The organism is Saccharicrinis aurantiacus, from assembly GCF_001660705.2.
Taxonomy (GTDB): Bacteria; Bacteroidota; Bacteroidia; order Bacteroidales; family Marinilabiliaceae; genus Saccharicrinis; species Saccharicrinis aurantiacus.
On sequence record NZ_LYBV02000033.1, the window covers coordinates 120,799 to 134,115 of the forward strand.

Genomic DNA, 13,317 nt, shown 5'->3' on the forward strand with positions numbered 1-13,317 from the left:
TAATTCAAAAATATTGAGGATCTATTTAGTAATCTTCATGAATGATAAAGCAACCTGTGTTCGAAACAAAACCCATAAACTCCCGAAAATAAATCCAAAGAAAACACTAATAAATAATAATAATATTTTTTTTGGCCATGACTTTACTTTTGGAATTTGTACGGGTTCAATAACAGTAAAAATTGGTGTATTCTCAATCAAAGTAACTTTGGCCGTCTCTAATTGATTTGCCACACTCTTATAAATGGAAGAAGTAATATCATACCTATCACTTAATTCTTGGAATTCGAAATTAGCCCTCTCAAATACAGTATTCCGATGTTTATCCTTATATTCAAAAAAATCAATTTGAGCTTGTTTATATTCTTTCGCCTTTATTTCATATAAATTTTCTAAAAAATCAACATTCTGTTGTTCTCGTTTGGTTTTATGTTTTTTTACATATTCCTGCAATAAGTCTAATCCTTTTTGCAACTTCTGTGCAACTAGGATTGGTTCAGTATCTTCCGCACTAATATTAACTAAGCCACTTTTTGCATCTACTTCAATTGTGAAAAATTTATCTAAACTATTTAAAACATTATATTCTGTTTCTGACAGATTAATGACGCCATAATTTACCGTGTCGATTAACTCATTACTAGAAATCAGAAGCTCTTTAACGGTCCATGGTAATTTTATAGAATATTTTAATAGCTTATCCGTGAAGCTCAAAATAGTATCAGCAACCGTATATTCATACATAGAAACAGGATCCTTGTATTTCTTGAACCGAAAAGGGTGATGTATCATCTCATTCCTGAATGGATAACTCTCCACAATCTGAGGGTATACCTCAGCATTAATACCATCACTATTGCTACCTCCCATCATGGAACTAAGATCAATCCCAGCCATACCAGCCAAAGCTCCGACACCACCTCCTCCAATATTAATTGTGCCTTGTTGACTTGAGGGTAAAATAGTAGCATGGGCTTGATATTTTTCAGGGCCGAAAATGACTATAAATAGAGCAAAAACAATAAAACTAATAATAAACCTAAAAATAATTTTTCTTCCATACCATAATGCTTCCAACAAAGCTACTATGTTTAAATGATCACCTTCAATTATTTTATTTGATCCTCCCTGTTGCATTTTGGTCTTCATTATCACTTAACAATATTAGAAATGGTTAATCCTAATGTAGCTACACTAGTAAGTATACCTACCCATGCTCCAACCGTCGCGGCATTTCTTGGTGCCCTTGTAGGTACAATTACCTCCGCACCTGGTTCCATTTTTGGGTACTTTCTAATCCCTAAGAAACTTTTAGTATCACTAGCTGTTCCATTAGGGTAAACCACATATACCTTATTCTTTTTCGCTTGAACAGCAAAACCTCCTGCACCGCTAACATACTTCTTAAGCTTTCTTCCCTTAGTATAAGTTGATGAGATAGGATTTAATACTTCGCCAGTTACTTTAACCACTTGGCTTTTTCGAGGTACAAATATTTCATCCCCATCTAGTAAAAATACGTCATCCTTACCTCCAGGGTTCTTCATTATCTCATCAAGGCTAATTCCAACAACTTCAAAATCTAAACTAGTAGATTTCACATCAGTACTTCGTGATATTAGCTCATTCTTCAGCATTACATTTTTAGTATCCTTCTCTATTTGGCGGGTTAACATAGCTCCTTTAGGGTAAGCATTAGCTGAGAAACCACCACATCGAGCGATCAAATCAGAAACACGATCTTTATGAGTTGTTAAAGCATATTGTCCGCTATAAGCTATTTCTCCTGATAGAGTTACAACGGACTGCTTGGCAAAGCCAGGTAATTGACGTATAAATATTTTATCAAAAGGTTGTAATTCAAAGTCACCATCATTACCTAGCAGTTTTAAGTCTCTGGAAATTTGTTTTTGATAAACCTGAGCTACTTTATCAGTTAAGGTAGCTTCTTCTTCTTTACCCAACCTACGAGCAACCTCTATGTATGCTTCAGAAGCTGATTCTAAAAACCCTCCTGATTCATATACGATATCACTAAGAGTCATGCCTTCTTTATAATTAAAAGGCCCAGGTTCTTTAACTTCACCATAAATCTCAACAGTTCTGAACTCACGTAAGTCGTGTATTGAAGAAATACTTATATTATCATCTTTCTGAATATCAAAATCAATTACACCATTTACAACATCAGCAACATCAAAAGAAATACTAGTTAAAGTGAAATCTTTTGCTAAGCGAGTTATAACTCCTCTTTCCAAAAAAGCATCTTCACGCAAGCCATCAGCGTTCTCAATTAATTTTGATAATGTCAGACCTTCTGTTATTTCATAATTCCCTGGTCGGTATACAGCACCTGTGATAGCAACAATATTTTGAAATCTGTTTAAAACCTTTCCTGCAACAATACTATCGCCATTTGCCAGTTCTATTTTACTGTAATTATCTTCAAGCACATCTATGAATTCCTGATCTCTACCATTCTTACGGTAAAGTTCTAACCTGTGTGTATAAGCATTTTCATTAAAGCCACCTGCATACTCAACAACATCCGTAACCGTTTCTCCTTTTTTTGTTTCAAAAAGACCCGTTCTTTTAAACTGTCCTTCAATAATAATTCTTTGACGATAAGGCTCTATTATTATAATATCACCATCACGAAGTGTAACGTTATTTTTAGCTTTACCCTTAATTAAATACTCATATATATCAATATTCTGGATTACTTGTTCATCACGAATAAGCTTTATATCACGAAAAGAACCATTTTCGCTAGGACCTCCAGCTAGGTATAAAGCACTAAAAACAGAAGCTGTTCCTGGTACTATATAGGTCCCAGGACTAGAAGCCTCCCCTATTACATTAACGCTCACAGCTCTAATCTGAGCAATACTAACTGACGCAAAGGTCTTTGGATTGTCAGATGACAAATCTGCATAAATTCTGTTAAGCTTTGATTTAATCTTTATTTCGGCATCTTCAAATGTCATACCCCCAATCATCACCTGACCTATTTCAGGGATACTAACATTCCCATTTTGATCAACAGTTAGTTGATAATTCATCTGAGAATTTCCCCAGACATCAATAATAAGTACATCTCGCAAGCCAATTATATAAGATGAAGGGATTGGTGCAGTTGCATTGGGTTCAAACGTAAGTTTATCAGTATTGAAGAATGAATATCCAAATAATCTTTTTTCTTCAACAACAGTTGACTCTATCACTTCTTTCTTACTAACCTCCCCCTCTGCAAATACTTTTGGCTCTGGCAAGTCTCCGATTTGAGCACTTCCCCCACCAGCAAGTTTATACTCCTGAATTCGTTGCTGTAATTGAAGAATTTGATCGTCGGACATCCCTCGTGCTTTAGCAAGTGCCATAGCTTCTTGCTCAGGTATTCCACGACTATCCATTTCTGTAATAATCCGCTGAATTTGATCATCACTTAAAGCTCCAACATCAACAGTTGCTGGATCAATATCTTGTGAAACAACATTTTTTGAAAGAAAAAAACATAGAAAAAATAAAAACAGAAAAGAAAACTTAATTCTCATTTTACTAAAAAATCAATTACTTAAGCCCTTAGTCAATCCAACTTCCGACCCAATTTAACACTTTAAACACAAAGTATCAATAAACTACCCACACAAAGGAAGCATGTAGTACTACATGCTTTTATATAATTATTATAAACTTCGTAATCTAATAACACCAAACAGATGTTTAATCTTTAAAATAGTTGCGTTGAAAAAGTAACAAAATCCCTATCCCAATAGAAATAGCGGAATCTGCTACATTAAACACAGGTCTAAAAAAAACGAAATGATCACCTCCCCAGAATGGTACCCAATCAGGAAAATAGCCATCTACAAGCGGGAAGTAAAACATATCCACGACTTTTCCGTGCAAAAATGATGCATAACCTCCTCCTTCGGGCAGAAACGTAGCTACTTGCGGATAACTATCACTAAACAACAAGCCATAAAATGCACTATCGATTATATTGCCTAATGCACCTGCTAAAACAAGTGAAATACTTACAATTAAACCCGTTGGTGCTTTCTTTTTAGTTAGTTGATATAAATAATATCCTATTCCGAATACAGCTACTATTCTAAAAACACTTAACAGAACCTTACCAAACTTACCAGCTAGTTCCATTCCAAAAGCCATACCATTATTCTCAATAAAATGAATAATAAACCAATCGCCAATAATATTAAACTCCTCTCCAAGCATCATATTGGTTTTAACCCATATCTTTAATGCTTGATCAACAATTAACACAAGAGCCACAATAACAATTGGGCGTTTTAATAATGATAACATACCTCTGTAAATAAGAAATGTGGCAGCAGACTTTTGGTTTCAATAGCCGCTACCACACAGAATAAGTTTATAATAATCTTAGATTTCAATATCCATTAAGAACTTAAGAAATCTATTTTTGATTCTTTTTGGCATCTATACTCAATGTAGCATGAGGCACTGCACGTAATCGCTCTTTAGAGATTAACTTTCCAGTTTCACGACATACACCATATGATTTATTCTCAATACGGATTAATGCAGCTTGCAAATGCTGAATAAACTTCAATTGACGTTGAGCTAGCTTACCAGCTTCTTCTTTAGACAATACAGATGCTCCTTCTTCTAAAACTTTAAAAGTAGGGGATGTATCTTGAGTATCATTACCATCGCCATGCGTAATGGTATTTCTTAAAAGTTCATAATCTTTTTTGGCTTTATCCAATTTACCATTGATTATGTCTTTGAACTCTTGTAACTCTGCATCAGAATATTTTGTTTTTTCAGCCATAGTGGTAGTTTTTTGTTATGAAACTTGTTTTTTTACTGCAATGTAAATTTCAACACCTGCTTCTATCTCAACAACAATACTGTTATTTTCACAGTTTGAATCTACAAGCTTAACTTTATCTGCTAATGTTTGAGCCGCAATATAATCTTTATAGTTAATTACGGCATTATTTATAATGTCATTTTTCTGAATTTCAACAATAACTTTATCTGTTACATCAAAACCTGAATCCTTTCTAATATTCTGTATACGATTTACAAATTCTCTGGCAATTCCTTCCTGACGTAAATCATCTGTTATGTTAATATCTAAGGCTACAGTTAACTTTCCTTCATTTGCAACTAACCACCCTGGAATATCTTCAGACATGATCTCAACATCCTCTAACAATAACTCAACTTCTTGATCAGCTATAGTTAGATTCATCTTTTCATTACGCTCAATTGCTGCAATATCCTCTTGACCCATTTGATTAACAACGGCAGCAATTTGCTTCATTATTTTGCCATATTTAGGTCCCAAAGTTTTAAAGTTTGGCTTAATCTTCTTAACCAAAACCCCGGTAGTATCGGTAAGAAACTCTAGCTCCTTCACATTTACCTCTGAAAGTACTAAATCTTTTACTTTTTCTAATTGAGTTTGGAATGAAGAATCTAAAACAGGCACCATTATTTTTTGTAATGGTTGACGAACTTTTAAGCTCACCTTACGGCGAAGACTCAATATCATTGATGAAATATCTTGTGCATATTCCATTCTTTGCTCAAGTTCAGCATCAATCAGGCCAACATTAACTTCTGGAAATAAAGTTAAATGCACAGATTCTTCTTTATTATTTCCTGAAACAGCATTTAAATCTCTGAACAATTGATCCATAAAGAAAGGTGCAATTGGAGCAGAAATAATAGCTACCGTTTCTAAACATTGATAAAGCGTTTGGTAAGCAGCTAATTTATCATTAGAGTATTCACTTCCCCAAAAACGCTTACGATTTAAACGCACATACCAATTACTTAAATTTTCTGTAACAAAATTTTGAATTGCTCTACCTGCCTTTGTAGGCTCAAACGCATCAAAGCTTTCAGTTACTTCTTTTACAACAGAATTTAGCACTGAAATAACCCATCGGTCAATTTCAGGACGTTCATTCATTGGAATCTGAGCTTCATTACCACTAAAGCCATCAATATTGGCATATAATGAGAAGAATGAGTAGGTGTTATATAGAGTCCCGAAGAATTTACGTTTTACTTCGTCAATCCCTGACTCATCAAACTTTAAATTATCCCATGGTTGCGCATTGGTAATCATATACCAACGCAATGGGTCAGAACCATGTTTCTCGATAACTTCAAATGGATCAGCCGCATTCCCTAGGCGTTTAGACATTTTATTACCGTTCTTATCTAAAACAAGACCGTTTGAAATAATATTTTTAAACGCAACTGAATCAAACAACATAGTTCCTAATGCATGAAGCGTAAAAAACCATCCGCGAGTTTGATCAACCCCTTCAGCAATAAAATCAGCAGGAAATACTAAATCTTCTTTACTTGTTTGGAATGGATAATGCATTTGCGCATATGGCATAGCTCCTGAATCGAACCAAACATCAATAAGGTCGGCCTCGCGAATCATCTTTTCACCATTATCAGCAACTAAGAAAATTTCATCAACATAAGGTCTATGCAGATCTACTAAATCATAATTTTCTTTTGAGAAATCACCTGCTTTAAATTCGCCATAAGGACTTTTAGCCATTACGCCTGCATCAACAGCCTTATTTATTTCTGTTACTAATTCTTCAACAGAACCAATACATTTTTCTTGTGTTCCATCTTCCGTTCTCCAGATAGGAAGTGGAGTTCCCCAATAACGAGATCTAGATAAATTCCAATCAACTAGATTCTCTAACCACTTTCCAAAACGACCAGTTCCTGTAGATTCTGGTTTCCAGTTAATAGTTTTGTTTAACTCCATCATTCTTTCCTTAACTGCAGTAGTTTTAACAAACCATGAGTCTAAAGGATAATAAAGAACAGGCTTATCTGTTCTCCAACAATGAGGATAGTTATGTGTATGTTTTTCAACTCTGAAAGCTCTGTTACATTGCTTTAACATTACTGATAAATCAACATCTAAAGACGGATCTTTATCTGTTAACGTTTCATCATAAGCATTCTTAACAAAGCGGCCAGCATATTCTAAATAAGTATCAACATCAACAAAGTTTTTAATAAAATCGGCATCTAAATCTTCTAAAAGAAAATATTTACCCGTTTTATCAACCATTGGATTCTGCTTACCCTCTTTATCTATTAAAATAAGTGGCGCAATTCCGGCAACTTTAGCTACCCTATCATCATCAGCACCAAAGGTTGGCGCAATATGAACGATACCCGTACCATCCTCTGTAGTAACATAATCACCCATGATGATGCGGAAAGCATCGCCATCTGGCTTCATCCAAGGAATTAATTGTTCGTAAGAGATGCCTTCTAATTGCTCTCCTGTGATCTCCTCTTCAATTACTCGAAAAGGAACTTTTTTATCACCTGGCTTATAGTCTTCGAATGATAAATCAGTATTTTTTGCGTTGAAATAAGCCGAAACTAAGTTTTTAGCTACTACAACTATAATAGGTTCACCTGTATATGGGTTAAACGTTTTTACTTTTTGGTAAGCTACTTTAGGACCTACTGCCAAGGCTGTATTAGATGGTAAAGTCCAAGGTGTGGTTGTCCAAGCTAGAAAAAACAGCTCTCCATCTACACCATCAAAAAGAAAATTAGATATATCATTTTTAACAACCTTGAATTGAGCTGTACATGTAGTATCTTTTACATCTTTATAACATCCCGGTTGATTCAACTCATGTGTACTTAATCCTGTACCCGCTGCTGGCGAATAGGGTTGAATAGTATATCCTTTATATAGAAAATCTTTTTTATAAAGTTCTTTAAGTAGATGCCAAAGTGTTTCGATATATTTATTGTCGTAAGTGATATAAGGATTTTCCATATCGACCCAATAACCCATTTTATGAGTAAGATCTTGCCACTTATCAGTGTATTTCATTACATCTTTCCTACAGGCTGCATTATACTCAGCAACTGTAATTTTTTTACCAATATCCTCTTTGGTAATACCAAGAGATTTTTCAACACCTAGTTCTACCGGCAAACCATGCGTATCCCATCCTGCTTTACGTTTTACTTCAAACCCTTTCTGGGTTTTATAACGACAGACGATATCTTTAAGTGAACGAGAAATAACATGATGAATACCTGGCAAACCATTCGCAGACGGTGGCCCTTCGTAAAAAACAAAAGTAGGATTACCTTCACGTGTAGTCACACTCTTTTCGAATGCATTATTTGCTTCCCAATCCTTTAAAATATCTTTATTGGTTTGAGATAAATCTAATCCTTTGTATTCTTTAAACTTACTACTCATTTCTCTTATTATTCACAATTTTGTAAAAAGTTGTGCAAATATAGAAGTAGTATAGCGTAAAAGCAAATGTATTAAAGTATGTAAAAAGGAGATTATCACTATTTGTTTATATTTGCTGCTCATAACGAAAGAACATGAACTTTTATACTCTATTCAATCTCAGTAAAAAGATTAAAAGCGCCAATATAAAACTATTGGGTGTTTATACACTTCACCTTTTGGGTCGACGCCATTTATCTATCCGGATTGATCCATCTCTAAATTGCAATCTTTTTTTGCAAAATGTGTTATTTCAGCAATATGGAGCAGCGTAAAAAAATGAAAGGCATTATACCAGAATCAGATTTCGCACCTATTGCCAATACACTCTTTAAAAAGGCTTTTCAGGTGTACATAGGTTGTGGGGCAGAGCCTACTACTCACAGAAATTTCACCTCGCTTGTTAGACTAGCTCGCCAATACAATGTTCCTGATATTGGGATAGTAACAAATGGCCAACTACTCACCGATGATCAAATTAGAGAACTAATTGAATTAAAATTAAGCGAAATTACAATTTCCTGTCATGGTGTTAAAAAGGATACTTATGAGCACTTTATGACTACATCTAAATACGATCGTTTTTTAAGCACCCTTGAGCGAATCAATCGCTTTAAAGAAGATGCAAATTCTAAGTTCCCGGAAATTAGAATTAACTACACGGTGAATAATAAAAACTTAAGTGAATTATCAAATTTCTTTAATGTTTTTGAGAAGTATAACATCAGAACACTACAAATACGACCAGTACTTAATATTGGAGGGAAGTATTCTGATGCAATTGAACAGGGTCAATTTGATGAGTATAATCAAATACTCGCAGATTTAAAAGATTACAGCTCACAGAACAATATACGCCTATTAGCAAACACAACAAATGTAGAATTTAAAAAGAAAAATAGAGATGGTAAGGTTGCCGATGCAGTTTACACTTACATTGGACCTAAAACAGAAGAGCAATTAGGTAATAAATGGGAAGAGATGACTTTTAAAAAGTACATTAAAGCTACTGGATGGAGAAAAAATACACTTCAGTTTTTATTCAAAAAACAAAATAGCAAAATCAATAAGTCTGTAGCCAATTATGAGATAATTAGTTAAGGCGCCAACATCATATTAACGCCAAAACCTAAGGTATCTTTATCTTGCAAACAAATTTACTTTTATTGATTCTGCAAACGTTCTTAATTCTTTTTCAGTCTCATCCCAACCAATGCACTCATCAGTAATAGAAACACCATATTCTAGTTTACTAAGATCTGCACATAATTTTTGTTTGCCGAATTTGAGGTTACTCTCAATCATAACCCCCATAATAGACTTATTACCATCTAAAATTTGTTGTTGAATTGACTTTAAAACTAATGCTTGATTTTTAGCACTCTTATTACTATTGGCATGACTGCAGTCAATCATAATTCGCTCAGCTAAACCAGCTTTTCTTAAGCGTTCTTCATAAGCCTTAACATCATTAGCTTCATAATTTGGACTTTTTCCTCCGCGCAAAATAATATGTGTATCAGGATTTCCGGCAGTTCTAATTACAGCTACTTTACCATCAGGTTCAATGCTAATGAAATTATGTGGTGCAGATACTGATTCTAGTGCATTAATGGCAATTTCAATATTTCCATCAGTACCATTTTTAAACCCTACAACTGAAGACAATCCGCTGGCCATTTTTCTGTGACTTTGTGATTCTGTTGTTCGTGCACCTATAGCAGTCCATGATATTAAATCTTGAATGTATTGAGGAGTAACAATATCGAGTGCCTCACCAGCAACCGGTAAGCCCAATTCTGCAATATAGATTAATAACTCACGAGCTTGTTTCAGGCCCTCTTCAATTTTAAAACTATTATCGCACTTCGGGTCATTAATTAAACCTTGCCAACCAACAGTCGTTCTTGGCTTCTCGAAATAAACACGCATTACTAAATAAAGGGAATCCTTTAGTTCGTCTGCCAACTTCTTTAACCCACGCGCATATTCTTTAGCTGCTTCAATATCATGTATTGAACAAGGACCAACTACAACAAGCAACCTTTTATCAGCGCCGTTTAATATGTTTTTTATAGTAGCCTGTCCTTCTGCAACATTGGCAATAATTGCTTCGTTTAAAGGATAAAGATCTTTTAATTCGTTCGGTGTTATAATGGCCTGCTCGGCATTTACATTTATATTTTCAATTCTTTTATCAGTCATCTATGTGGTATTAAGGTATAAAACCAATGTGCTTTATATTTGGCTCGCAAATAACTGATAATTCTCATATTTTGCAAAAATATAAGGGTAATTATTTAAGGTTTAGGCATAATCCTATAAACGAGCAGCCCATCGCACCTCAACACCTCTAAAATCGAGTACCTCATAACAAATACCAGCACTACATGCGGGCCCACCCCTTCTCTCACCTACAAAAACATTAAACGTGTGTTTATTGTGTGGCTTGTATTGAATATTCCCTCCAATCCAATATTTTGAATCTTCTGTTACAAATGAATCTGTACTATACTCTCCTTGCAGTCCTAAAAATAGCTTTGATTTATACCGAAAGGTTAAGCCGCTATAAAAATTATTCACACTCTCTTCATACCTCGTAAAATCCTGACCTTCTATATCAAACACTACTCCAAAACTTGTACCTAATGATTGATCAATACTTGAACCTATTGAAATACGATCTTCTTCTCCCTTAAAAGGATCCTGAGCAAAATCAACAAATACTTTTAAATCAGTATTAGAAAAAACACTACCTGAATATTCAAGAAACCATTCTTGATAAGTTAAATCTTCGCCAAAATCGTTGTTGGCTAAGGTATAATTAGCTGTAATTGTAGAGAATAAGTTTAAATTATAGAAAACTTCTAATTGAATACCCGTTTCATTAGTGGGTTGTAATACATGCGTACTTCTATTTAATAATTTATAAGAATGCTCCTTAACCAATGCTGGCGGTTCATTAACCCCTGCGCCAAGTAAGAAATTCTTATAATTTTTATACTCCAAACTTAAACCAAATGAGTTGATGTAGGCATTTAAACTTCCATAAGCTGCATAAGAATCTCCTTTCAGGTCATCCTTTCCTTTACCTCCAAGGTAACTCGCATAACCAACATAATAACTAAAGTAATTTAAAAAACTACCCCCACTATGAAGCATACCATAATAGCTTTCTTCCAATTCATTATTCACTGATAAAAAAGAAACCCCAATTCTTTGATCTTTTATATTAAAATGAGTTTCAGCACCCGCAAGCTCATCATATCTCCTCTGCTCCCAACTTTCTGTTGGTGGATACAAATTATTCAGAGAATAGCCCCAAAGTCCTTTTATCGTCATATTCTTTAACTGAAGAGTGGCGGATGCACCTAAAATATCAGTGTAGAAATATTGTTTACTTCTAAAACCCAAATCTTCTATTACAGCATTCGGAATCTGATAATTGCGCAATAATAATCCTTTTCCTAATACCTCTTGATAATTGCCAACATTGACAGAAATTTTCTCTGTTTGATAATTTAGCTGGGCACTCGACAGATTTACGTAGTTCCTTTCTTGATAAGGCGTTTGGTATAACTGAAGTCCTGTTGATAACCTAAAATCCTTATATTGATAATCTAATAATGCACGCGTGTAAATTGAATTAAAATCACCAGACTCATCACTAGGTATATTACCATATTGATATTCATTTAGCATACTTCCATTAAATTGCGCATTTACAACTATAGGAACAAACAATATAATTAATGATGACCACAAATATTTAAGCATATTAAAAGGGCTTTGCATTATAAGTATTTCTCTAATTCTTCTTCAATCCTTTTTTCATCACCCTTAACAAAACCCTCATGTCTATAAATTACCTTACTATTTTTATCAACAATCAACAAAGTAGGAAGAGACAACACATTTAAATCATTCATCAGATTGTTATTCATATCGAGAATAATAGGGTAATGAATATTCAAGCTTTTTACAATAGGCTTTACTTTTGACTGACTACGAGGACCATCAGTATTAACACCAACTACAGAAACACCTTGATCTTTATACTTTGTATAAATACCTTCAATATATGGCATCGACTTCAAGCAAGGTTTGCACCAAGATGCCCAGAAGTCCAACACAGTAAGACCCTCTCCCTTTAAACTTGAAAAAGTAACAGTATTGTTATCGAGGCTTGTGGCACTAAATTCACGAATGGTTTGTGATTCCATAGAAACACAAAAGAACACAGAAAAAATAATTGAGAAACATATTTTCATAACAGTCGATTAATTATTTAATTGCCCATTTACAACAGCAACAACATCGGCTATATCATTTGATGCTCCTCTTGTACCTTTAAATACAATATCTCCATTCTTATCAATTACAAGCAATCTATCATAAGTAGTACCCATATCGCCAGCAACTTTTGAACCATTTAATAATAACCTAAAAGAAGCGCTAGTACTTGATTTAAATCCACTAACCGCATTACTATTACCATCCCAAACGTCAATTCCTATTAATTGATAGTCGCCTTTATCAGCATAAGCATCAACTAAATTACTTTCTATTGAATTTACAGCCGCTTTACATGAAGGACATGAGTTACCAAAGAAAAAGAGCACAGTTACTTTATCCTTTTGATCAGATAACCTAAAAGTACCACCATTTAATTCTTCCAATGAAAAATCGCCAGCATCACCCAAAACTACATCCCCTGAATCGTCAACATCTGGTTCACTAGCGCCTCCATCACTATTACTATCCTGATCTTTCATTTCCATCTCATCCTCCATCTGTTCTGCTGCATCATCTCCTTTATCACACGAAATCATGCTCACCAATAAAAATCCGAAGAGTAAAATCACACTATTTAGTTTCATAACTATAAAATTTAATTATTGATATTCATTCTAAATAACAAACAAAGGTTGAAAGCATAAAGTTCAATGAAACCGAGACTGACTTTTTGGGTGTGCCCCTGCGGGTCGGGCTTTGCGTTATAT

At 34.3% G+C, this 13,317-nt stretch carries 10 protein-coding genes; 1 reads left to right on the forward strand and 9 read right to left on the reverse strand.

Annotated elements, in window-relative coordinates; all coding sequences use genetic code 11:
• Positions 1-21 precede the first annotated feature (21 nt).
• The 5 genes from A8B35_RS16590 to ileS form a co-directional block, all read right to left on the reverse strand.
• Positions 22-1,137 carry a Wzz/FepE/Etk N-terminal domain-containing protein gene (locus tag A8B35_RS16590; RefSeq protein WP_171973226.1) on the reverse strand — a complete coding sequence of 372 codons (1,116 nt, stop codon included), beginning with the start codon at positions 1,135-1,137 and terminating at the stop codon, positions 22-24.
• 14 nt (positions 1,138-1,151) lie between these two features.
• Positions 1,152-3,554 (reverse strand): SLBB domain-containing protein, encoded by a 2,403-nt coding sequence (locus tag A8B35_RS16595; protein WP_075603546.1) that lies wholly within the window; start codon positions 3,552-3,554, stop codon positions 1,152-1,154.
• Between the two features lie 169 nt (positions 3,555-3,723).
• A complete protein-coding gene (locus A8B35_RS16600) occupies positions 3,724-4,329 on the reverse strand; it encodes a lipoprotein signal peptidase (protein WP_075603547.1) in 606 nt (201 codons plus the stop codon).
• Between the two features lie 112 nt (positions 4,330-4,441).
• Positions 4,442-4,819 (reverse strand): TraR/DksA family transcriptional regulator, encoded by a 378-nt coding sequence (locus tag A8B35_RS16605; RefSeq protein ID WP_075603548.1) that lies wholly within the window; start codon positions 4,817-4,819, stop codon positions 4,442-4,444.
• Positions 4,820-4,834: 15 nt separating this feature from the next.
• Positions 4,835-8,275 (reverse strand): isoleucine--tRNA ligase, encoded by a 3,441-nt coding sequence (gene ileS / locus A8B35_RS16610; RefSeq protein ID WP_075603549.1) that lies wholly within the window; start codon positions 8,273-8,275, stop codon positions 4,835-4,837.
• Positions 8,276-8,557: 282 nt separating this feature from the next.
• On the opposite strand from ileS, the gene A8B35_RS16615 reads away from it, so the two are divergent.
• Complete coding sequence (locus tag A8B35_RS16615; RefSeq protein WP_083634494.1) at positions 8,558-9,415, forward strand: radical SAM protein; 858 nt, start codon at positions 8,558-8,560, stop codon at positions 9,413-9,415.
• Between the two features lie 39 nt (positions 9,416-9,454).
• Here the strand turns inward: A8B35_RS16615 and A8B35_RS16620 are convergent, their stop codons facing one another.
• The 4 genes from A8B35_RS16620 to A8B35_RS16635 form a co-directional block, all read right to left on the reverse strand.
• A complete protein-coding gene (locus A8B35_RS16620) occupies positions 9,455-10,519 on the reverse strand; it encodes a 3-deoxy-7-phosphoheptulonate synthase (protein ID WP_075603550.1) in 1,065 nt (354 codons plus the stop codon).
• Positions 10,520-10,633: 114 nt separating this feature from the next.
• Positions 10,634-12,091: a DUF6029 family protein gene (locus A8B35_RS16625; RefSeq protein ID WP_139314921.1), complete on the reverse strand. Its 1,458-nt coding sequence runs from the start codon at positions 12,089-12,091 to the stop codon at positions 10,634-10,636.
• A 17-nt stretch (positions 12,092-12,108) separates the two neighbouring features.
• Positions 12,109-12,585 carry a TlpA family protein disulfide reductase gene (locus A8B35_RS16630; protein ID WP_083634495.1) on the reverse strand — a complete coding sequence of 159 codons (477 nt, stop codon included), beginning with the start codon at positions 12,583-12,585 and terminating at the stop codon, positions 12,109-12,111.
• A 9-nt stretch (positions 12,586-12,594) separates the two neighbouring features.
• A complete protein-coding gene (locus tag A8B35_RS16635) occupies positions 12,595-13,194 on the reverse strand; it encodes a peroxiredoxin family protein (RefSeq protein WP_075603553.1) in 600 nt (199 codons plus the stop codon).
• Positions 13,195-13,317 lie beyond the last annotated feature (123 nt).

What these genes read in the sequence shown, in the direction of transcription:
- A8B35_RS16620 (WP_075603550.1), bottom strand. Translation starts at nt 10,519, where the DNA reads ATGACTGATAAAAGAATTGAAAATATAAATGTAAATGCCGAGCAGGCC.
- A8B35_RS16615 (WP_083634494.1), top strand. Translation starts at nt 8,558, where the DNA reads ATGTGTTATTTCAGCAATATGGAGCAGCGTAAAAAAATGAAAGGCATT.
- ileS (WP_075603549.1), bottom strand. Translation starts at nt 8,275, where the DNA reads ATGAGTAGTAAGTTTAAAGAATACAAAGGATTAGATTTATCTCAAACC.
- A8B35_RS16590 (WP_171973226.1), bottom strand. Translation starts at nt 1,137, where the DNA reads ATGCAACAGGGAGGATCAAATAAAATAATTGAAGGTGATCATTTAAAC.
- A8B35_RS16600 (WP_075603547.1), bottom strand. Translation starts at nt 4,329, where the DNA reads ATGTTATCATTATTAAAACGCCCAATTGTTATTGTGGCTCTTGTGTTA.
- A8B35_RS16605 (WP_075603548.1), bottom strand. Translation starts at nt 4,819, where the DNA reads ATGGCTGAAAAAACAAAATATTCTGATGCAGAGTTACAAGAGTTCAAA.
- A8B35_RS16635 (WP_075603553.1), bottom strand. Translation starts at nt 13,194, where the DNA reads ATGAAACTAAATAGTGTGATTTTACTCTTCGGATTTTTATTGGTGAGC.
- A8B35_RS16625 (WP_139314921.1), bottom strand. Translation starts at nt 12,091, where the DNA reads ATGCTTAAATATTTGTGGTCATCATTAATTATATTGTTTGTTCCTATA.
- A8B35_RS16595 (WP_075603546.1), bottom strand. Translation starts at nt 3,554, where the DNA reads ATGAGAATTAAGTTTTCTTTTCTGTTTTTATTTTTTCTATGTTTTTTT.
- A8B35_RS16630 (WP_083634495.1), bottom strand. Translation starts at nt 12,585, where the DNA reads ATGAAAATATGTTTCTCAATTATTTTTTCTGTGTTCTTTTGTGTTTCT.